We start from the raw sequence: 20,896 nt of genomic DNA on the forward strand, positions 1-20,896 counted from the left end.
CACGGCCATGGCGGGGCAGGGGAGGAGTGGTGAGAGCGGTCAGTCCTTGACGGCGCCGGCGGTCACACCGGCGGCGACGAAGCGCTGGGCGAGGACGAGGATGACCGCGGCCGGCAGGGAGGCCACGACGGCGGTGGCCATGATGGCGTTCCACTCCTGGTTGTTGTTGCCGATGTAGTGGTAGATGCCGAGGGTGATGGGCTCGTGGGCGCCGCCGTTGACCAGGGTTCCGGCGAAGACGAAGTCGGACCAGGACCACAGGAACGCGAACAGGGACACCGTGACGACGGAGTTGCGGCTCATCGGCAGGACGATCGACCAGAAGGTGCGCAGGGGCCCGGCGCCGTCCGTCTTGGCCGCCTGCATCAGCTCGCCGGGGATGCCGGACATGAACGCGGTGAAGATGAGCACCGCGAAGGGAACGGCCAGGGTGGAGTCGGCGACGATCAGGCCGGGGACGGACTGGAGCAGGCCGAGGCTGAGGTAGATGGCGTAGAAGCCCATCGCCATGATGATGCCGGGGATCATCTGGGCGACCAGCAGGACGAAGCCGAGGACGCCGCCGCCGCGCGGGCGCAGCTTGGCCAGGGCGTAGCCGGCGGGAGCGGCCAGGGCCACGGTCAGGACGACGGTGCCCAGGCCGATGACGAGGCTGGTGCCCAGGTAGGGCAGCTGCTCGGCGAGGACCGTGCGGTAGCCGTCCAGGGTGGCGTCGACGGGGAACAGGTCCGGTGGGCTCTTGCGCATGTTCCGGTCGCGGGTCAGGGACACGTTCAGCATCCAGTAGACCGGGAAGAGCATGATCCCGGTCAGCACCAGGCCGATGGCCGTCTTTCCCCAGGTGCGCGTGCGCTTCGCGCTTCCTCCGGTGTGCGGGGTGTTCCGGCTCATGTCCAGGCCTGCTTTCGCTGCACCCGGATGTACACCAGGCCGAAGACCAGGGCGGCGATCACCAGGAGGTTGCCGACGGCCGCACCCGGGCCGAAGGCCGGGAGCATGTTGCCGAATCCGAGTTGGTAGGACCAGGTGGCGAAGGTGGTGGAGGACTCCGCCGGGCCGCCCTTGGTCATGATCCAGATGATGTCGAAGACCTTGAGCGTGTACACCAGCCCGAGGAGCAGCGTGATCGCGGACACCGGGCGCAGCAGCGGGAAGGTGATGCTCCGGAACCGCCGCCAGGTGCCGGCCCCGTCCAGGGCCGCGGCCTCGTACAGTCCCGCGGGAATGGACTGCAGGCCGCTGTGGAGCACGACGAGGTTGAACGGTACGCCGATCCAGATGTTCGCGATGATCACCGAGGCCAGCGACCAGCTCGGTGAGGTCAGCCAGTTCACCGGGTCGACGCCCACCCCGTGCAGGAGGGTGTTGACGATGCCGGAGTCGCTGTTGAGCATCCACGACCAGGTGGAGGCCGACACGATCAGCGGCAGCAGCCAGGGCACCAGGAACAGGGCCCGCAGGGTGGCGGAGAGCCGGAAGTGCTGGTGGAAGAAGACCGCGAGCGCCAGCCCGATGGCGTACTGGAAGACCAGGCACACCACGGTGAACAGGAGGGTGTGGAGCAGGGCGGGGAGGAACGTCGCGTCGGCGAAGACCGTCCTGTAGTTCTCCAGGCCGGTGAACGGGGCGTCGCCCTGGACGAAGGAGCGGACGGTGTAGTGCCGCAGGCTCAGGTCGATGTTGCGGTAGAGGGGGTAGGCGTAGAAGAGAACGAGGTAGAGGGTCACCGGGGTGAGGAAGGCCCAGGCGGCCCACTGCTGGGAGGCGGGGCGGCGGCGCGGCGGGGGCGGTGCGGCGGGGGCCGCCTCGCCGGGGCCGGTATCGGACCCGGCGAGCGGCACTCGTGTCATGTGGCTCATCGACGGACCTTGGTGATCGGCTACTTGACGGCGGACTGGGCGGCGGCGAGCGCGTCCTGCGGGGACTTCGAGCCGCTGAGGGCGGACTGCACGGCCTTCCACAACTGCTCCGAGATCTTCGGGTACTTGGTGCCCAGGTCGTCGCTGGTACGGCCCTTGGCCGCCTTGACCGCGTCCACCCACGGCTTGAGCCCGGGGGTGGCCGCCGTCTGCTTGCCCTGCACCTCGGCGGTGGGGGCCACGTACGACAGGGTGGTGTCGGTGTCGTACAGGTTCTGGTCGCTCGTCAGACAGGCCGCGAGCTTCCGCGCGGTGGCGTAGCGGCCGGTGTCGCCCTGCACCGGGAGGGTGACGAACTCGCCGCCGGTCGGGGCGGCGGCGCTGCCGCCGGTGGCGCCCGGTATGGGCAGGACGCCGTAGTCGAATCCCGCCTTCTCGGCGTTGGCCAGTTGCCAGGTGCCGTTCTCCGCGAACGCGTAGTCACCGCTCGCGAACTCCTGCCAGCTGGTGGTCTGGGTGTTGTTGAGTACGGAGTTGGGGGCGTACCCCTTGCCCAGCCAGTCCTTCCACAGGGACAGGGCGGAGACGGCCGCCGGGGAGCCGATGTCGGTCAGTTTCGCGCCCGCTCCCCAGAACCACGGCAGGAACTGGAAGGTGCCCTCCTCCGTGCCGATCGCGGAGAACGTGATGCCCTTCTTGCCCTTCTCCTTGACCTTCGCCAGCGCCGCCGTCATGGTCGGCCAGTCCTTGACCGAGGCGATGTCCACCCCGGCGTCCTTCAGGATCTGCTTGTTGTAGTACAGGGCGAGGGTGTTGGCGCCGATCGGAGTGCCGTAGGTCTTGCCTTCCGACTGGCCGGCGGCAAGCAGGTTGGCGTCCACGCCCGAGGTGTCGAGCTTGTTCTCGTCGGTGGCCGTGAGGGCTCCGGCCTCGGCCAGCGTCGAGACCACCGGGTTGTCGACGATGAGGATGTCCGGGGAGTTGTCCTGCTGGGCGGCGAGGAGCGCCTTGTTGGCCAGGTCGCTGGTGTCGAACCCGGTGCGCTTGATCTTCACGTCCGCCTTGGCTCCGCAGGCGTCGAGCAGCTTGCCCCAGGCGGCGCCCTTGGCGAACTGCGGGTAGGGGTCCCAGACGGTGTACGTGCCGTCGTCGGCGCCCTTGGCCCCGGTGCCTCCCGAGGACCCACAGGCGGTGGCGCCGAGGGCGACGGCCAAAGCGGTCGCGGCCACGGTCGTCAGGCGGCGCTTTCTGGTGGAGCTGTTCATCGCGGGTTCCTTCGTCTTGAGCACGCGGGTGCCGAGGATGGTGAGCAGGGGGAGGGTGCGAGGGCGTGGAGAGCGGCCGCGGGCATGCCGGACTGCGCGGACCGCCGGTTCGGGTGCCCGGGGGGCCGGCGCGCGGGGCGCGGTCAGGGAGTGGTCAGGGCGTACGGGCCCCGGGGTCCGCCGGAGGGGTGGCGCCGACCGGCCCGGTGCTGGCCCGCAGGGAGACCGGTGGCACGAGGAGGTGGTGCCGCGGCGGTGCGTCGGGGTGGGCGAGCCGCTCGACCAGGAGGTCGACGGCCAGGCGGCCCAGCTCCGCCGCCGGTACGTCCGCCGCGGTGAGCTGCGGGGTCACCGTCTGGGCCCAGCGGCTGGCGACGACGCCGGTGACGGAGAAGTCGCGCGGCACATGGCGGCCGGCCTCGACCAGCCCTCGGTAGAGGCCGCCGAGCGCGGCCTCGTTCAGGGTGACCAGGGCCGTGGTGTCCGGATCGTCGTGCAGGATCCGCTCCAGACACGTCTGGCCGGAAGCGGGGTCGTCCCCGCAGCAGTACGTACGGGCCGTCAGCCCCCGCTCGGCGGCGGCCTTCGTGAAGCCGTCCAGACCGCGCTGGGCGGACTCGTACCCCGTGCGCAGCAACTGCTCGGGGCGGTTGACGAAGGCGACTCGGCGGTGCCCCAGGTCCGCCAGATGGTGCACGCACGCCTCCACCAGCGCGGTGTGGTCGATCCCCGCCCACCAGCCGCCCTCGGGACGCGCGGTACGGCCGATGGCGACGAAGGGGAAGTCCACCGCGGACAGATGGTTCACCCGGTCGTCCTCGAGGCGGATCTCCATCAGGATCGCACCGTCGACGCGCCGCTCCCCCAGCAGCCGCTGGAAGGAGCGGTCGCTGTCCACCCCGCTGGGCGACAGCAGTACGTCGTAGTCGCAGGCCGCGGCGGCTTCCACCACGCTGCCGATGAAGTCCAGTTGCATGCCGGTGTAGTGGTTCCCGGCCGGCGGGAAGACCAGCCCGAGCGTGCTGGTCCGCCCGTTGGCCAGGGCGCGGGCGCTGGCGCTGGGCTGGTAGCCCAGCTCGTCCACGACCTGCTGGATCTTCCTGCGGGTGTCGTCCGAGACCGGACGCTTGCCGCTCAGCGCGTAGGACACGGTGCTCCGCGAGACACCGGCCCGGCGCGCGATCTCCCCGATGTTCACGGTGACTCCTCCATCGAACCGGTTCGCATGGAGTGAAGGTAGGAACGGCCGGAGCGACTGTCAATACCCGGGTCACACTTCACCAAATCCCACCGAACAAAGGGAAGTTCCTTGTGTCGGAGGGATTGCTGGCCGCATGGCCCGGTGCTAGCTTCGCCGAACCGGTTCGACGAAGCGATCCTTCCGGCGAACCGACGAGACACCTGGCCTGTGCGGCCCGGTCCGCCGGTGCAGCCGGCCCATCCGCTCCCCGGAACGTCCAGGCCTCCCGTTCGGGTCATCCGGCCGAACGGGTTCGACGTACTCCTCCCCCGGCCCTCCCTCCGCACGGAGCGGCACCTGGACGTCCGCCGGCCCAGGAGGGCCGCGGACCGGCCCCCCGACTGAAGGATTGAGGACGCTCTCCATGCCATCCGCTGACAGATCCACCCGGCGCCGGAGCTCGGCCGCCGTGGCCCTGACTCTCGGCGCGGGCCTGCTGGCCGCACCGGCCGCGCCGGCGCAGGCGGCCGACGTGCCCCGGCCCGCCGCCCACTACACCTTCGACCAGGACGATCTCGCCTCCGGAAGGATCGGCGACAGCTCCGGCAACGGTCTGACCGCGAGCCTGGTCAACGGATCCACCGCGCGGTCCGTCACCGGCGCCGACGGAGGCAAGGCGCTGGCCCTGCCGGGCGGGGCGCCCGCCTCGGACGGCGCCTACGTCCGCCTGCCCGGCGAAGTGATCCGCGGGACTGGCGACCTGACTGTGTCCGCCCGCGTGAAGTGGGGCGGCGACACGTCGGCCTGGCAGCGGATCTTCGACCTGGGCACCAACAGCACGCGGTACCTCTTCGCCACCCCGTCCAACAACGACGGCGTACTCCAGACCGCCGTGACCACCGGCGGAGGAGGCGCGGAGGCGCGGACCGCCGGGTACGCGATGCTGCCCGCCGACGCGTGGCGGACGGTCACCGTCACCCTCGACTCCGCCGCCGGCCGGGTCACCACCTACCTCGACGGTGCGGCGGTCTCCTCCGCCGCGACCGGCGTCAAGGCCGGGGATCTGCTCGACCCTTCGGCCACGACAGCCGGATACCTCGGCAAGTCCTTCTATCCGGACCCCCTTTTCAAGGGCGCCATCGACGACTTCACCGTGTGGCACGCGGCGCTCAGCGCCGAGCAGGTGGCCGGCACGGCCGGGACCCCGCCCACCCTGACGGAGCTCTCGAAGACGTCCTTCGCGGTCCGCACCACATCCGGGACCGCTCCGTCCCTCCCCGCTGCCGTCCGCTCCTCCTTCTCCGACGGCTACGACCGCGACACACCGGTCACCTGGGACGCCGTTCCGGCCGACGCGTACGCCCGGCCGGGCACGTTCACCGTCGCGGGATCGGCGGCCGGGCGTACGGTGCACGCGACCGTCACCGTGGTCCGCGAGGGGCAGCTCGCCGTCGACCTCGGCTCGGACACCGGCGCGTTCCACGGCGGCGCGTCCGGCACCCTCTACGGCGTGTACGGACCGGACGTCCCCACCAACAACCTCATCGAGGGCATGGGGCTGCGCACGGTCTCCACCAAGGCGCAGGACGGCCCGCAGCACCCCGGCGCGGACGCCCTGGAGGTGGTCAAGCCGCTGGCCGACTCCACCAACGGTGACGTGTACATCTACATGACCGACATCCACCGGGGCTTCCCGTACCAGTGGCCGGGAGACACCCCCGAACAGAAGATCAAGCTGTACGGGGAGAAGGTCGTCAAGCAGGTCGACCAGGTTCTGAAGCTGCCGAAGGAGTATCAGGACAACGTCGTCTTCGTGCCGTTCAACGAGCCCGAGGGCAACATGTTCGGCACCGGCGAGTGGAGCTACGACAAGGTCAGCTGGCTGAACGACCCGGACGCCTACTTCGCCGCCTGGGACGACTTCTACCGGCTCATCAAGGCCCGGATGCCTGCGGCCCGCATCGCCGGCCCCAACACCAGCGTCCTCTTCGACCAGGTGAAGGGGTTCCTCGCACACGCCCAGGCCGCCGGCACCCTCCCCGACGTCATCACCTGGCACGAACTGAGCCACCCCGAGGCGGTGCGCGAGAGCGTCGCCAAGTACCGCACGTGGGAGAAGGAACTCTTCGAGGGCACCACCAGGGAGGGCACGCGGCTCCCCGTCAACATCAACGAGTACGCGTTCAACTACCACACCTCGGTGCCGGGGCAGATGGTCCAGTGGGTGTCCGCGATCGAGGAGTCCAAGGTCGACGCCGACATCGCGTACTGGAACATCGACGGCAATCTCTCCGACTCCGCGGTGCAGTCCAACCGAGGCAACGGCCAGTGGTGGCTGCTCCATTCGTACGCCTCGATGAGCGGGCACACGGTGAAGGTGACCCCGCCGTTCGTCGGCGAGAACTACACCATGCAGGGCGTCGCCACGCTCGACGCGAAGAGGAAGCAGTCCCGGCTGCTCTTCGGCGGGTCCACCGGCAACGGCCACGTCTCCTTCGGCCACGTGCCGAAGGAGGTCTTCGGCGACCGGGTGCACGCCTGGGTGCGGGAGATCGAGTGGAGCGGCCAGCTCGGGGACTCCCCCGGGCCGCGGCTGCTCGCGGAGCAGGACGTGCGGGTCGGTGACGACGGCACGGTGGGCTTCGGCTTCGGTGACGGCGGACTGCCGAAGCTGAAGGAGTCCTCGGCGTACGAGATCGTCCTCACCCCGGCCGGGAAGGCCACGGGCGTCCAGGCGCCGTCCACACGCTGGAAGTCGTCGTACGAGGCGGAGGACGCCGCCCACACCGGCTCCGGCTACTCGAAGAACGGCCCGGAGGGCTCGCCCCGGGACGTGTCGAAGTTCTACACCTCCGGCGGCTACGACGTGGGGGGCCTGCGCACCGGCTCGGACGTCGCGCTCGACTTCAGCGTGGACGTGCCCGAGGACGGCACGTACGACCTGAGTGTCTTCGCCAACTCCCTCAACACCTTCGACAAGGTGAAGGAACAGGGGCCCGCCAACGTCTTCCTGCGCGTCGACGGCAGGGCGGACAGCGAACAGGAGGTGTATCTGCCGCTCGGCTACAAGTGGGTGGTGTGGGACCACGCCGACACCCAGGTCAGGCTCACCAAGGGCAAGCACACCCTGACGCTCGCCGCGAAGAGCGCCGACGGCACGCGCGCCACCCGGGGCGACGCCATCGTCGACCGCCTGCTCCTCTCCCTTCCCGGCACCTCGGCCGCCACCCAGGTGTACGAGGGCGAGCTGGCCTGGCCGGCCGGCGGGGCGCAGCCCACGTACACGGTGCCGACGCAGGCCCAGGCACCTGCCACCGGCTCGGGCGCGGTCAGGCTCGGCCGGGGCCAGACCGCTACGTTCTGGGTCCATTCATCCGCCGACCGCGAGGCCACCCTCAAGGTGGACACGCTCGGCAGCGCCGACGCCCGGCTCGCCGTCAACGGGCACGAGGTCCTGCGCCTGTCCCCGGGCCGGACCAGCGTGGCGGTCTCGCTCTCGGGCGGCGTCAACAAGGTGACGCTGACCGGGGGCTCGTCGGGCGCGCTCGTGGACCGGCTCACGGTCACACCCACCGAGGGTGCGCTCACGACGCGTACGTACGAGGCGGGCGACGCCCGGCTCGCGGGTACGGCCTCGCTCGTCCCGCTCTCCCTGGCCACCGGCGGCACGGCGATCACCGGAATCGGCGGCGCACCCGGCAACGGCAACACCGCGACGTTCACCGTCGCCGCCGACCGGGCCGGCCTGTACGCGCTGCGCGTCCGCTACTCCAACCCCGAACAGTCCGAAGCCACCCACTACAACCCGGACCCGCTCGCCCGGCACGCCGACATCACCGTCAACGGCGGCGGGATACAGCGGGTCGGCTTCCCGCACACCTTCCACCGCAACAACTTCTGGGAGCTGACCATCCCGGTCCGCCTCAAGGAGGGACAGAACACGGTGTCCTTCGGCTCGGAGGAACTGCCGGACTTCGACGGTGCGACCTACGCCTCGGACACGTTCCCCGGTGTGCTGCTCCGCTCCCGGTACGCGCCCCTCGTCGACCGGATCACCGTCGCGCCGTATGCGCGGGAGGTGCGGTGAGGCCGTCCTCCTAGGAATGTGACGCGCGCGGGGCCTGCCGGCAGCGGGGCCCCGCGTCGTGCGGTACGGCCGGGATCGGCTGATCGCCGCGGTCCGGCCCGGCCACCCGCTCGGCGGGAGCCGGCCGGCCCCCGAGCGCTACGCGGCCGCCGAACACCTCACCGTGTCGCGGCGCGGAAGCCTGCGCGACCCGGTCGACGACGCGCTGGCCGCCCACGGACCCCGGCGGCGCGTCGTCGCCGCGGGACCCACTGCCGCCTTCGCGCTGCAACTGGCCCTCACCACCGACCTGGTGGTCGGCCGGGCCGCTCACCCCAGTCGGCTCAGCGCCGCCGACACCAGTGTCCGGACACCGGGAAGGAGCACCGGAAGGTCGGGGGCGAACAGGGGGCTGTGGTTTCCTGGTACGTTGCCGATCTTCTCGGCCAGGTCCGCTCCGGGGGCCGCCTCCCACACCGGGGGCGGGGTCGACGTCACGTACCAGAAGTCGTAGGGCACGCCCGCCGGCGCGAGGAGTGAGAAGTCCTCGCTGCCCATCGCGGGGCCGAAGTCGAGCACCGTGAGCGGTCCGAACAGTTCGCGGTGCACGGCGGCGATCTCGCCGTCGAGGACGGTGTCGTTGACGGTGTTCGGGTAGCCGGGCCGGACCGTGACCTCCGGCGGGGTCGGGCAGCCGGCGGTCCGGCACTCGCCCTCCACGATGCGGCGGACGGCCCCGAGGACGCGCTCCCGCACGCTCGCGTCCTGGGTGCGCAGGTTCAGGGAGAGGCGGGCCTCGGCAGGGATGATGTTGTGCTTCGTACCGGCGTGGAACTGGCCCACCGTCAGCACCACCGAGTGGGCCGCCGCGACCTCGCGGGACACGACGGTCTGCAGGCGCGTGACGATATACGCGGCGGTTACCACCGGGTCGGTCGTCGACTCGGGGCGGGAGCCGTGACCGCCGACGCCGTGGACGACGACGTCGAGGTCGTCGGAGGCCGACATGGTGAGCCCCGGGGTGTGCGGGTAGAACCCGGCGAGACCGGGCGTGACGTGCTGGCCGAGCACCACGTCGGGGCGGGGGAAGCGGGTGTGCACCCCGTCGGCGACCATGGCCGCCGCCCCGCCGCCGGACTCCTCTGCCGGCTGGCCGACGACGACGAGCGTGCCCGACCAGGTGCCGCGGGCCGCGGCCAGCGCGTCGGCGGCTCCGGCGAGCCATGTGACGTGCAGATCGTGACCGCAGGCATGCATCACGCCGTCGACGGTGGAGGCGTACTCCAGACCGGTGGCCTCCTGCACCGGCAGTGCGTCCATGTCGCCGCGCAGCCACACGGTCGGACCGTCGCCGTTGGCGAGAACACCGACCACCCCGGTGCGGCCGACGCCCTCCGTCACGTCGTAGCCCGCCGCCCGCAGCCGCGCGGCGAGCTTCGCGGCGGTGCGGTGCTCCTGGAAGGCGAGCTCCGGGTGGCGGTGCAGATCCTGGTAGAAGTCCTCCAGGGCTGCTGGCTTCAAGCCGGCGGTGATCTCCTGCGTGAGGCGGGCGACGGCGGTCGGTTCGCTCATACCGCTTCCTCCTTCTCGTCGAATGTCGGCACGCTCGCCAGGAGGCGGCGCGTATACGGGTGTTGTGGGGCGTGGTAGACGTCCCGCACCGGGCCCTGCTCCACCAGTTCGCCCTGACACAGGACGGCGACCTCGTCGCTCACATGGCGGACGACGGCCAGGTCGTGGGAAATGAAGATCATCGTGAGGGACAGGGACCGTCGTAGCTCCTCGAGGAGGTTGAGCACCTCGGCCTGCACGGAGGCGTCCAGCGCCGAGGTGATCTCGTCGGCGATCAGCACTTCGGGTTCCACGGCGAGCGCCCGGGCCACTGCGATGCGCTGGCGCTGGCCGCCGGAGAACTCGTGCGGGTACCTGTCGGCCGCGGAGCCGTCCAGCGCCACGGTTCCCAGCCACCGTTCGACGGTCGCCGCATGCTTCCTGGCGTCGGCCCGCACGGGGTCGACGGCCTCGGCAATCGCCTCACCGACCGTCATGCGCGGGTTGAGCGAGGCGTACGGGTCCTGGGAGACGAGCTGCACCCGACGGCGCACCGCGGCCAGCTCCTTGCGCCCGAGGCCGGTGACGTCCCTTCCGTCGAGGAGGATGCGGCCGGTCCTGGCGGGGTGGGTGCCGACGATCGCCTTGGCGATGGTCGACTTGCCGGAGCCGGACTCGCCGACCAGGCCGAGGGTCTGCCCGGTCCGGACCCCGGTGGACACGCCGCGCAGCACGGTTCGCATGCGCCGTCCGTGACCGAAGGCGACGGTCAGTTCCTCGACTTCCAGCTTGTGCGGGGATGAGGTCATCCGACCTGTGCCTCCTGTCGTACGGCATGGCAGGCCACGTCGTCGATCAGACGCGGTCGTTCGGTCGCGCAGACCGCGTCGAGCGCCACCGGGCACCGGTCGGCGAAGGCGCAGCCGGACGGCCGGTCGGCGGGGGCCGGCGGGCGGCCCGGGATCGTGGCGAGCGGTGCGCGTTCCCCGCTTCCGGTGTCCCGCAGTCGCGGGCTCGCGGCCAGCAGTGCCCGTGTGTACGGGTGCCGCGCGCGCCCCGCCCGCAGGTCGGCCGCGGCCAGTTCCTCGACGACACGTCCCGCGTACATCACCACGACCCGGTGGCACACCGTGCCGACGACACCGATGTCGTGGGAGATGAGGAGCACGCTCGTGGCACGCCGGTGGTTGACGTCCTTCAGGACGTCGAGGACTTCGGCCTGAACGGTCACGTCGAGGGCGGTGGTCGGTTCGTCGGCGATGATCAGTCGCGGACCGGGCAGCAGTGCGGCGGCGATCATCGCGCGCTGCCGCATGCCGCCGGACAGCTCGTGCGGATACTGCTTCATGACCTGGGCGGGCTCCTTGATCCGTACCTGCTCCAGGGCCTCGACGGCCCGCCGGCCCGCCTCCGCGCCGCTCACCCCTTGGTGGACACGGAGCGTCTCGGTGAGCTGACCGCGCATCCGCAGCGCCGGGTTGAAGGAGGACGACGGGTCCTGGAAGACGATGCCGATCTCGGTCGCCAGACGCTCGGCATCGGCTTCGGGGGCGGCCAGGTCGAGGTCGTCCAAGGTCAGTCGCGCCGCGTGGGCGGACAGTCCCTCCGGCAGAAGCCGGGCCACGCTCATCGCCGTCAGCGACTTGCCGGAGCCCGACTCCCCCACCAGGCCGACGATTTCGCCGGGCATGACGTGGAAGGAGACGTCGTCGACGAGGCGGGTGCCGTCCGGGAGGACGACGGCCAGGCCGTCCACCGTCACCAGGGCGTCGGCGGGAGCCCGGTGCGAGGGCGGGGCCACGGCGGTGGGCCGTACCGCTGCGGCCCTCGTTCTCCCACCGCGGGGATCGAGCGCTGTGGCGAGGCCGTCGCCTATGAAGCCCACGAGGACGCCGGTGACGGTGATGGCCACCCCGGGGCCGATCGCCTCGGCGGGGTTGGTGTAGAGGGACTGGAGGCCGGAGTTGAGCAGCGCGCCCCAGTCGTATTCGGGTGCCTGGACGCCGACTCCCAGGAAGGAGAGGCCCGACAGGGCGACGAGCACGTTCGCGAAGGCCACCGACAGCAGTACCAGCAGCGGCCCGGAGATGTTCGGCAGGAGGTGCCGGACGAGCACGCGGTACGGCGGTACGCCCATCAGGCGCGCCTGCGTGACGAAGTCGCGCTGCGCCACGGAGGCCGCCATGTTCGCCGTGAGGCGGGCGAAGGCGGGGGCGCCGCCCAGGCCGATCGCCAGGACGGAGGCGACGGGCCCGGTGCCGAGGACCGTGGCGATCACCAGCGCGAGGATGAGCGCCGGGTAGGAGATCATCACATCGATCAGGCGCAGGCCCAGCTCCCGGACGCGCCGTCCCGACACCCAGACGCCGGTGCCGAGGAGGATGCCGGCGACCGCGGCGATCGCCGTCGCGGCGAGGGTCATTTCCAGGGTGAGACGAGTGGCGACCAGCGTCCGCGCCATGACGTCGCGGCCGAGCACGTCGGTGCCGAGCAAGTGTCCGGCGCTCACGTCCGCGCGGGCGGCGCCGCTCAGCGCGGTCGCCTCGTCCTCCAGCAGAAGAGGCGCGACGATGCCGAGGACGACGATCAGTCCGAAACCGGCGAGGGATACGGCCAAGGGTGCGTTCCACCGGATGCGGCGCATCAGCGGCCTCCCTTTCCAGCCAGGGTGCGGGGGTCGAGCAGCGCGAGGACGACGTCGACGAGCAGGTTGAGCAGAGCGGCGACCAGCCCCAGGATCAGGACGCAGCCCTGGATGACGGGGTAGTCGCGGACGAGGAGCGCCTCGACGACGCGTTGCCCGACGCCGGGCCAGGCGAAGATGGACTCGACGACGACCGTGCCGCCGAGCAGCCCGGCGAGGATCAGCCCGCCCAGGGTGAGCGTGGCGGTCAGCAGGTTGGGCAGGGCGTGCCGGGCGTACAGGCGCAGGGGTGGCAGGCGGCGGCCCCGCGCGGTCCGCATGTAGTCCTGGGCGAGGACGTGGGTGGCCTCGCTGCGCACGATGCGGGCCATCACGCAGGTGGCCGGCAGCACCAGGGCGGCGATGGGGAGCACCATCGACGCGAGGGTCTCGGCGCCCGCCGCCGGGAACCAGCCCAGCCTGATCGCGAAGCCGAGGACGAGGAGGGTGCCGATGATGTACTCGGGTGTGGCGCCGACCGTCCCGGTGACGAAGGTGAACGAAGCGTCGGTGCGGCGGCTGCCGCGTGCTGCGGCCGCAAGCCCGATCGGCACGGCGAGCACCAGCACGGCGAGGACGGAGAGGAGCGCGATCTCGGCGGTGAACGGCAGACGGCCGCCGATGATCTGGGCCACGGGTTCCCGCGTCTGGAAGGAGGCGCCCATGTCGCCGCGGAGCAGCCCGCTCGTGTACGTGCCGAACCGTACGAGCAGCGGCTGGTCCAGGCCGAGGTCGTGGCGGGCCCGCTCCACGTCGGCGGGGGCCGCCTCGGCGCCGGCGACCACGCGCGCGGGGTCGCCGGGGATCAGCTGCACCATCAGGAACGTGCCGACGACGAGCGTGACCGCTACGGCGGTGAGCCCGACGAGACGCCGGACGAGGAAGTCGCCCCAGGGGCTGAGCCGCGCCGAGCGCCCGGCCCCCGCGGCCGCCCCGACGGCCGGTGCCGCCGCCATCAGCCGGTGACCCGGAGCGTGGAGACGGAGAGGGACCCGCCCGGCATCGCGAAGGAGACGCCCTTGCGGGCGACGTAGTGCACGTCGACCGTGGCCAGCGGGATCACGTCGTTGGCCCTGAGCAGCGCCTCCTGGGCCTTCTGCCAGGCGGCGCACTTGGCGTTGCGGTCCGTGGTGGAGGTGGCGGCTGCGTAGTTCTTGGCGTACACCGCGTTCTTCACCGCGCCGTAGTTCAGGCCGCCCTTGGCTGGTTCGGGGCCCAGGAAGTAGCTGCCCCCGCGCGCGAGGGTGCCGCTGATCAGCGGGAAGACGGTGGCGTCCCAGTCGCCCTGGTTGGCGGTGACGTCGGTGGCCCAGGCGGCGTTGTCGGCGTTGGTGAGCTTCACCTCGGCGCCGGCGGCGCGCAGGGCCTCGGCGACGTAGGAGTTGCCCGCGCCGCCGGCGACCGCGTTGGATCCCTCCAGCTTGATGCTGACGCCCTTGAGGACCCGCTTCGCCGCAGCCGTGTCCGTGCCGGTCAGCAGGGCGCCGTCGGTGGAGACGCACGCCGCCTTCTCGTCCACGTACGAGGTGAGGGGCTGTCCGGTACCGCCGAAGACGTTGTTGAACGCCTTGACGCTGACCGCCTGCGCGATCGCCTTGCGAAGTTTCGGATCGGCGCCCGGGCGCCCGGGGCGCTGATTGAAGGCGATGTAGTTGCGGATGAACGGCGCGGATTCGACCGTGAACGTGTCGTTGCCCGTGAACCGGGTGGCGTCCGGGCCGGTGAGGGGAGCCAGGTCGAGGGCGCCGGTCTGCAGCTGGTTGGCGAGGGTCGACTCGTTCTTGGAGATCTGTACGCGCAGGCGGTCGGCCGGCTCCCCGGCGGGCATCGCGGCGAACCGCGGATACGCCTTGAATCCCTTGCGCAGCCGCAGTTCGTACGAGGCGCCGCGCCGCGCCGTCACCATCTCGTACGGTCCGGTGGCCGCGCCCTTGACGGGGCCCTGGGCGAGCGCGGCGGCGCCCGCGTCGAGGCCGGTCTTGCAGACGATCCCGGCGGCGGTGCCGGACAGGCCGGCGAGAACCTCGCCCCACGGGGTGGCGGTGGTGATGGTGACGGTGCCGGCCGCGTCGTCGCCGGTGATCGCGGTCTTCTTCCCTGTGTTAGCGGCCCCGAAGGTGAGCAGGGCGCCGGCCGAGTTCGCCCGGTAGCGCTCCAGTGAGGCGACGACCTGCGAGGCGGTGAGCGCCGACCCGTCGGAGCAGGTCAGGCCCTTCTTCAGAGTCAGCGAGGTCTTCGTCGGCGTGGACGTCCAGGTGTCGGCGAGACCGGCGACGAACGTGCCGCCCTCGTCCTGGCCGATCAGCGGCTGGTACAGCAACGACGTGACGGCGTAGTCCGTCGAGCCCGCGCCCTTCGCCGGGTCGAACGAGGTGACGTCGGAGGTGAATCCGACCTTGACGGTGGCCCGGTCCTTGTCGCCGCCCGAGGAAGGACCGCCGGTCGGACCGGTGGTGCAGGCGGAGGCCAGGAGGCAGGTTGCGGCGACCGTGATGGCGCCGGAGAGGAACCGCGAACGGGGCATGGAGGACTCTCCAGGACTGAGAACCGAGAAGGGGGCTGAGCGGGGCGAAGGAGTGGTACGAGCCGGGGAATCGCACGGGCCGTGGGCCGGGCCGGCCGACGTCCGGGAGCGCGGGCGGTGCTGCGGTCTGTTGCGGCATACAGAACAGGCCACTTCCCTCCCGCCCCCGCAATTGCAAGAATCCGCATCGGAGAGGGGATCGCATGCATGAATCAGCAGGGACCGTCGGCCTCAGTGCCGCCACCACCCCGTCCCGGGGAACACTCGATGAACTCGACCTTGCCCTCGTCAACGCCCTTCAGATGGCGCCCCGCGCCCCCTGGGCGCAGCTGGCCCGTCCGCTCGGCGTGGACGCGGCCACGCTCTCCCGCCGCTGGTCCCGGCTGCGGGAGAGCGGTGAGGCATGGGTCACCTGTTACGCGTCTCCCTCCCAGGTCACCTACGGCGCCCTCGCCCTGATCGAGGTGTCGTGCGTGCCGCAGGCCCGGGAAGCCCTGGCCGAGCAGCTTGGCGGGCATCCGCAGGCGATGAGCGTGGAACTGGTGGCGGGATCGTGCGACCTGCTCCTGACGGTGGCCACGGCGACCATGTCGTCGATGAGCGCCTACGTGCTGGCCCTCGGCCGTATCGAGGCGGTGACGGCCACGCGCACCCACCTGGTGCAGCACGTGCACCGGGACGGCAGCGAGTGGCGCATGGACTCCCTCTCCCGCGACCAGAGGCGCGACCTGTCGGAGACCGAGGACGGTGGCGCCCACGCCGCCGTCGCGGCCACGCTCACGTCCGAGGACCGCATCCTGCTGCGCGTCCTCGCCGAGGACGGCCGCCGCTCCGTCACCTCGATCGCCGCCGAACTGGGCCGTCCGGAGTCAACGGTGCGACGGTCGCTGAACTCGCTGCTCCAGGGCGGCAGAGCGGTGCTGCGCTGCGACGCCGCCCACCTGTACGCGGGCTGGCGCAGCTCGGCGACGCTCTGGATGTCCGTGCCGCCCGCCCAGCTCATGGCGGCGGGCGACGAATTGAGCCGCCTGCGGAGCACCCGTATGGCGGCGTCGGTGTCCGCCGAGGCGAACCTGCTGAGCGTGGTGTGGCTGCACGCCCTGGACGACCTGGGCCGCTACGAGGCCCAGGCCGCCGCACGGATCAGCTCCCTGCGCGTACGCAACCGAGCGGTGAACCTGCGCTGGATCAAGCGCATGGGCCGCTTGCTCGGTGACGACGGCCGCAGCACCGGCTGCGTCCCGGTCGATCCGTGGCACCCGATCGCCTGAACCACCCCGTCCGGACCGTCCCCTCCCGTCGGGGCGGTCCGAGTCACTCCTTCCCGGGCCCGCAGCGGCGCTTTCCAGCACACAGCCCATGGTCCTGGCGGATTCATGCAATCCGCAGGCCGGACGGGGCCGGTCCCTGAGGCTGACACCACCGCCGGCGGGTCGATGAGCCGGTCGGCCGGCATGTCGGCCGACCGGCTCATCGCCCCGTCGGCCTCAGCCTCCGCACGGGAAGGACGCCACTCCCATGTCCAGCCGCACCCCCGCCGGCGACGACCTCGTCCGCCTCAGCGCCACCGACGCGCTTCGGCTCTTCGCCCGCCGTGCGCTGTCGCCCGTGGAACTCATGCGGGCCGTCGTCGCGCGTGCGGAGAAGGTCGAACCACGCATCAACGCCTTCACGGAGCGGCTCTTCGACGAGGCCCTGGAACAGGCCCGGCACGCCGAGGCCCGCTACCTCGGCAAAGGCGGCCTGGTCCCCCGTCCGCTGGAGGGCATCCCGGTCGCGGCCAAGGAGAAGCACGCCATCCTGGGCCGCACTCTGACCGAGGGCTCACTCGCCCACGAAGGCCGCATCGCCACGGAGAACGCCCCCGTGATCGACCGCATCCTCGGCGCGGGCGGGATCATCCACGCCCGCACGGCGACCCCGGAATTCTCCCTCAGCACCTACACGCACTCCCGTATGTGGGGCATCACCCGCAACCCCTGGAACCCCGACTTCACCCCCGGCGGCTCCTCCGGCGGCGCGGGCGCCTCCCTCGCCGCCGGTACGACCCTGCTCGCCTCGGCCTCCGACATCGGGGGCTCCACCCGCATCCCCGCCGCCTTCACGGGAACCGTCGGCTTCAAGGCCCCTTACGGACGCAACCCCGGCCTCGGCGTGCTCGCCGCCGACCACTACCGCGGCGACGGTCCCATGGCCCGCACCGTGGACGACGTCATCGCCTTCCAGAACGTCCTGGCCGGCCCCGACGCCCGCGACCACGCCTCGATCCGCCCCAAGTTGACCGTGCCCACCGCGTACGCGGACGCGGCCGGCGCACGTATCGCCCTGTGCGTCCGGCTCGGCGCGTACGACGTCCACCCGGAGATCGAGGCGCACACCCGCGCCGCCGCCCAGACCCTCGCCGACGCCGGCGCGTACGTGGAGGAGATCACCCTCCCCTGGACGCGCCTCGACCTGCTGACCGCGGTCGCCGGCCATTTCTCGACCCTCTTCGGCGCCCTCGTCGTCGAGGCCGCCGAAACCCACCGCGACCTGCTCAGCCCGTACACGCTCGCCTTCGCCGACACCATGAACCACGCCCGCACCAAGGTGAGTTACCTCGACTCCCTGCGCGCCGAACACCGGTTGCAACGAGCCCTCGCCACCGCCATGGACGGATTCGACGCACTGATCTGCCCCACCACCGCCGTTCCCGGCTGGCACGCGGGCGACGACCTGTCGGGCGACAAGGTCGTGGTGCACGGCGAGGAAGTGGCCGACACCCTGTGGAGCGCCATGACCACACCCTTCAACATCAACAACCGCTGCCCCGTGCTCAACGTGCCCTCCGGAATGTCGAGCTGGGGGATCCCGACCGGCCTCCAGATCGTCGGCCACCCCTACGACGACCCCGCCGTCTTCCGGATCGGCAAGGCACTGGAGACCCTCCGCCCCTGGTCGTACGCCCAGGTCGAGGAGGGCCTGCCGTAAGGGCTGTCCCGACGCCCCGCCCACGCAGGAAAGCGTGTCGGCCCCACCTCCACCACCACCAGCTCACCTTCGAAAGGCAGTTCCTGTGAACGCCGCCGAACCCGATCCGCTCTGGCCGGCATACGACCAGCCGGGCGCCCTGACGACGATCGAGTCCATCGCGCTCGAGGACCGCGGCCTGCCCGGTTCCACGTACGACGTACTGGCACGCGCCGCCGCACTGTGGCCCGACCGGCCGGCCCTCACCATGCTGCCCAGCGCGGAGCAGTGGACGCGCGGCGAGACCGCGTCCTTCGAGCAACTGCGCGATCAAGTACACCGCATCGCCAATCTCTTCCATCTGCACGGCGTAGGCCGCACCGCCGCGGTGGGCCTGCTGACCCCCAACGCCGGCCTGCTGCCGGCCACCCTCCTGGCCGCCCAGCTCGTGGGCTGTGCGGCACCGGTCAACCCGGCGCTCGCCGCCGGACACGCCGAACGGCTGCTGCGTCTGGGCGGGGCACGGGTCCTGGTCGCGGCCGGACCCGAACTCGACGCCGACGCATGGCGGACGGCCCGTACCGCGGCGGCGTCACTCCGCTGCTCGGCGCTGTTCGCTCTGCGTCCGGTCGGCGCCCCCGAGCCCGCGCCCGCGCTGGAACCGATCGAGGGGGTCCACGTCGCCTATCTGCACGTCGAGGCCGCCGCCCAGCCGGCCGAACTCCATCCCGGTGTGGTGCCTCCCAAGGCCGGCGACCTGGCGGCGTACTTCCACACCGGCGGCACCACCGGGGCCCCCAAGCTGGCCGCGCACACCCACGCCAACGAGGTGACCGACGCCTGGATGATCGCGGCCAACAGCACGCTGGACTTCGATTCCGTACTCTTCGCCGGACTGCCGTTGTTCCACGTCAACGCCTTGGTCGTCACCCTGCTGGCACCGCTGTTCCGCGGTCAGCACAGTGTGTGGACCGGCCCTCTCGGCTACCGTGAACCGGCGCTCTTCGCGGCCTTCTGGAAGATCGTCGCGCATTTCCGGATCGCCACCCTTTCGGCCGTCCCGACCGTCTACGCCGCCCTCGCCCGGATCCCGGTCGACGCGGACATCACCTCGCTGCGCTTCGCCATCGTCGGCGCGTCCCCTCTGCCGCCGACGGTACGTGCGGCGTTCGAGCACCACACCGGCGTCCCCCTCTGCCAGGGGTACGGATTGACCGAGGCCACCTGCGGCAGCGCTCGGAGCTTCCTGCACGAGCACCAGCGCCCGGAGGCCGCGGGCCAGCGCATGCCGTACCAGCAGGTGAAGACGGTACGGATCGAGGCCGACGGCACCTGGTACGACCTCCCGCACGGGGAGCCGGGCGTCCTCGCCATCAGCGGCCCCACCGTCTTCCCCGGTTACGTCGTCGGCCACGACGACACCGGACCGCGGTTGGACACCCTCGGCAGTGTGCGCGACGGCTGGCTCAACACCGGCGACCTCGCGCGGGTGGATTCCGACGGGTTCATCCACCTGCTCGGCCGCGCGAAGGACCTGATCATCCGCGGCGGCCACAACATAGACCCCGCCGTCATCGAGGACGCCCTCCTCACCCACCCGGCCGTCACCGGCGCAAGCGCCGTCGGACGCCCCGACCCCCACTCCGGCGAGGTCCCCGTCGCCTACGTCACCCTCAGGCCCGGCACGACCGGCACCGGTCCCGACGAGTTGATCGCCTTCGCCGCGCAGCACGTACCCGAGCGAGCCGCCGCCCCCAAGGACGTCATCGTTCTGCCGGCGCTGCCTGTGACCGACATCGGCAAACCTTCCAAGGTCCCCCTGCGCCTCGACTCCACGCGGCGCGCGATCTCCACAGCCCTGGCCGGCCTCGGCATCGATGTCGCCGACGAGCGGATCCGATGCGAACTGGCGGACGGCCGCCCCATGGTTTCCCTTCCTCCCGTCGCCGATCCCGGCCGGCGCCACCGGATCATCGCCCAACTCGCCCCGTACGACGTCGCCTGGGCGTTCACCGACCACGGCACCGGGCGCGGGACCGACGAACGAACCGACAGCCGGCCATGACACCGGCTCGGCATCGGACCGCTGCCGGCATGCGCGGGACCAGGGACCCCCGGCCGAGGTCTGTACGGTGAACGGCCTCGTGACAGGACGGGTGGAGAACCAGAACCTGCCGTGCACACGGCCGTCGCCCCGGTCACACCCCCAGGACCCCCTGCTTCTCCAGCGCTTTGCGCAACGCCCGCACGGCGTAGAAGGCACGGCTCTTGACGGTGCCGGGCGGTATGCCGAGGTGCTCGGCGGCCTGGCTGACGCTGCACTCCAGGTAGTACATGAGCCAGATGACGGTGCGTTGTTGCTCGTTGAGCTCCCCCAGGGCCTGCAACACCACATGGGAGTCGATCGTCGACGCCGTGTTGTCGCTGGAGGCGTTCCCGTCCTCGACGGGCACGAGCTCCAGCGGCCTTGTCCGGCGAGCCCGGTGATGATCGATGACGAGATTTCTGACCACGGTGAACAACCACGGTCTGAGGCTTTCGTTGCGGCTGCCCAGGTACGTGGCGTGCTTCCAGGCGCGGGCCGCGGTCTCCTGGAGAATGTCCTCCCCCTTGTGCCAGTCACCGTCCAGCAGACGCGCGGCATAGCGGACGAGCAACGGGCCGTACCGGTCGTAGATGTCCCTGATGAAGGCGTCGCAGTCGATGTCCGGTGCGGGGCGCCGGGCATCCGGCCGGGCCGGGGCGAGGGCAGTGGTCCCCGTTTCCATGATCCCGTTCATGAGAGACGCCCCATCCTGTTCGAGTGTTCCGTGCCGTGC

The 20,896-nt window shown here is 71.4% G+C and carries 14 protein-coding genes and 1 pseudogene; 5 read left to right on the forward strand and 10 right to left on the reverse strand.

Annotated features, from left to right (window positions below):
* Positions 1 to 39: 39 nt before the first annotated feature.
* The 4 genes from E6R60_RS18975 to E6R60_RS18990 form a co-directional block, all read right to left on the reverse strand.
* Entirely contained in the window at positions 40 to 891 is an 852-nt protein-coding gene (locus tag E6R60_RS18975; protein WP_136327783.1) for a carbohydrate ABC transporter permease, read from the reverse strand.
* Entirely contained in the window at positions 888 to 1,859 is a 972-nt protein-coding gene (locus tag E6R60_RS18980) for a sugar ABC transporter permease (RefSeq protein ID WP_136327784.1), read from the reverse strand. Before E6R60_RS18980 ends, E6R60_RS18975 begins: the two co-directional genes overlap by 4 nt.
* Positions 1,860 to 1,879: 20 nt before the next feature.
* Positions 1,880 to 3,124 (reverse strand): sugar ABC transporter substrate-binding protein, encoded by a 1,245-nt coding sequence (locus tag E6R60_RS18985; RefSeq protein ID WP_136327785.1) that lies wholly within the window; start codon positions 3,122 to 3,124, stop codon positions 1,880 to 1,882.
* Positions 3,125 to 3,278: 154 nt separating this feature from the next.
* Positions 3,279 to 4,322, reverse strand: coding sequence for a LacI family DNA-binding transcriptional regulator (locus E6R60_RS18990; RefSeq protein ID WP_136327786.1), 1,044 nt, complete (start codon positions 4,320 to 4,322; stop codon positions 3,279 to 3,281).
* A gap of 406 nt (positions 4,323 to 4,728) precedes the next feature.
* On the opposite strand from E6R60_RS18990, the gene E6R60_RS18995 reads away from it, so the two are divergent.
* Together E6R60_RS18995 and E6R60_RS19000 are read left to right on the forward strand one after the other, a co-directional pair.
* A complete protein-coding gene (locus E6R60_RS18995) occupies positions 4,729 to 8,391 on the forward strand; it encodes a LamG-like jellyroll fold domain-containing protein (protein WP_136327787.1) in 3,663 nt (1,220 codons plus the stop codon).
* Positions 8,392 to 8,443: 52 nt separating this feature from the next.
* Positions 8,444 to 8,689: pseudogene (locus E6R60_RS19000) on the forward strand (LysR substrate-binding domain-containing protein); the annotation flags it as partial.
* A gap of 11 nt (positions 8,690 to 8,700) precedes the next feature.
* Here E6R60_RS19000 and E6R60_RS19005 read toward each other — a convergent pair.
* From E6R60_RS19005 to E6R60_RS19025, 5 genes are read right to left on the reverse strand one after another with little or no spacing between them, the layout of a single operon-like run.
* On the reverse strand, positions 8,701 to 9,942 hold the full coding sequence (locus tag E6R60_RS19005) for an amidohydrolase (RefSeq protein WP_136327788.1): 1,242 nt from the start codon (positions 9,940 to 9,942) through the stop codon (positions 8,701 to 8,703).
* On the reverse strand, positions 9,939 to 10,730 hold the full coding sequence (locus tag E6R60_RS19010) for an ATP-binding cassette domain-containing protein (RefSeq protein WP_136327789.1): 792 nt from the start codon (positions 10,728 to 10,730) through the stop codon (positions 9,939 to 9,941). The genes E6R60_RS19005 and E6R60_RS19010 overlap by 4 nt, the downstream gene beginning before the upstream one ends.
* Positions 10,727 to 12,565 (reverse strand): dipeptide/oligopeptide/nickel ABC transporter permease/ATP-binding protein, encoded by a 1,839-nt coding sequence (locus tag E6R60_RS19015; protein WP_136327790.1) that lies wholly within the window; start codon positions 12,563 to 12,565, stop codon positions 10,727 to 10,729. The genes E6R60_RS19010 and E6R60_RS19015 overlap by 4 nt, the downstream gene beginning before the upstream one ends.
* Positions 12,565 to 13,560 carry an ABC transporter permease gene (locus E6R60_RS19020; RefSeq protein WP_136327791.1) on the reverse strand — a complete coding sequence of 332 codons (996 nt, stop codon included), beginning with the start codon at positions 13,558 to 13,560 and terminating at the stop codon, positions 12,565 to 12,567. Before E6R60_RS19020 ends, E6R60_RS19015 begins: the two co-directional genes overlap by 1 nt.
* Positions 13,560 to 15,128, reverse strand: a complete 1,569-nt coding sequence (locus tag E6R60_RS19025; protein ID WP_136327792.1) for an ABC transporter substrate-binding protein — start codon at positions 15,126 to 15,128, stop codon at positions 13,560 to 13,562. The genes E6R60_RS19020 and E6R60_RS19025 overlap by 1 nt, the downstream gene beginning before the upstream one ends.
* A gap of 203 nt (positions 15,129 to 15,331) precedes the next feature.
* Here E6R60_RS19025 and E6R60_RS19030 point away from each other — a divergent pair, with 203 nt between their 5' ends.
* The 3 genes from E6R60_RS19030 (at position 15,332) to E6R60_RS19040 (ending at position 20,142) form a co-directional block, all read left to right on the forward strand.
* Positions 15,332 to 16,399, forward strand: coding sequence for an Lrp/AsnC family transcriptional regulator (locus tag E6R60_RS19030; protein ID WP_136327793.1), 1,068 nt, complete (start codon positions 15,332 to 15,334; stop codon positions 16,397 to 16,399).
* Positions 16,400 to 16,646: 247 nt separating this feature from the next.
* Positions 16,647 to 18,098, forward strand: coding sequence for an amidase (locus tag E6R60_RS19035; protein ID WP_136327794.1), 1,452 nt, complete (start codon positions 16,647 to 16,649; stop codon positions 18,096 to 18,098).
* A gap of 85 nt (positions 18,099 to 18,183) precedes the next feature.
* On the forward strand, positions 18,184 to 20,142 hold the full coding sequence (locus E6R60_RS19040; RefSeq protein WP_136327795.1) for an acyl-CoA synthetase: 1,959 nt from the start codon (positions 18,184 to 18,186) through the stop codon (positions 20,140 to 20,142).
* Positions 20,143 to 20,275: 133 nt separating this feature from the next.
* Here E6R60_RS19040 and E6R60_RS19045 read toward each other — a convergent pair whose 3' ends face one another.
* Positions 20,276 to 20,857, reverse strand: coding sequence for a sigma-70 family RNA polymerase sigma factor (locus tag E6R60_RS19045; protein WP_136327796.1), 582 nt, complete (start codon positions 20,855 to 20,857; stop codon positions 20,276 to 20,278).
* Positions 20,858 to 20,896: the final 39 nt, after the last annotated feature.

It is taken from the genome of Streptomyces sp. A0642, assembly GCF_004795105.1.
GTDB lineage: Bacteria > Actinomycetota > Actinomycetes > Streptomycetales > Streptomycetaceae > Streptomyces.

Bases quoted from the DNA above. Each gene is read 5' to 3' on its own strand.
- E6R60_RS18975 (WP_136327783.1), bottom strand. From the start codon at position 891: ATGAGCCGGAACACCCCGCACACCGGAGGAAGCGCGAAGCGCACGCGC.
- E6R60_RS18980 (WP_136327784.1), bottom strand. From the start codon at position 1,859: ATGAGCCACATGACACGAGTGCCGCTCGCCGGGTCCGATACCGGCCCC.
- E6R60_RS18985 (WP_136327785.1), bottom strand. From the start codon at position 3,124: ATGAACAGCTCCACCAGAAAGCGCCGCCTGACGACCGTGGCCGCGACC.
- E6R60_RS18995 (WP_136327787.1), top strand. From the start codon at position 4,729: ATGCCATCCGCTGACAGATCCACCCGGCGCCGGAGCTCGGCCGCCGTG.
- E6R60_RS19005 (WP_136327788.1), bottom strand. From the start codon at position 9,942: ATGAGCGAACCGACCGCCGTCGCCCGCCTCACGCAGGAGATCACCGCC.
- E6R60_RS19010 (WP_136327789.1), bottom strand. From the start codon at position 10,730: ATGACCTCATCCCCGCACAAGCTGGAAGTCGAGGAACTGACCGTCGCC.
- E6R60_RS19015 (WP_136327790.1), bottom strand. From the start codon at position 12,565: ATGCGCCGCATCCGGTGGAACGCACCCTTGGCCGTATCCCTCGCCGGT.
- E6R60_RS19020 (WP_136327791.1), bottom strand. From the start codon at position 13,560: ATGGCGGCGGCACCGGCCGTCGGGGCGGCCGCGGGGGCCGGGCGCTCG.
- E6R60_RS19025 (WP_136327792.1), bottom strand. From the start codon at position 15,128: ATGCCCCGTTCGCGGTTCCTCTCCGGCGCCATCACGGTCGCCGCAACC.
- E6R60_RS19030 (WP_136327793.1), top strand. From the start codon at position 15,332: ATGCATGAATCAGCAGGGACCGTCGGCCTCAGTGCCGCCACCACCCCG.
- E6R60_RS19035 (WP_136327794.1), top strand. From the start codon at position 16,647: ATGTCCAGCCGCACCCCCGCCGGCGACGACCTCGTCCGCCTCAGCGCC.
- E6R60_RS19045 (WP_136327796.1), bottom strand. From the start codon at position 20,857: ATGAACGGGATCATGGAAACGGGGACCACTGCCCTCGCCCCGGCCCGG.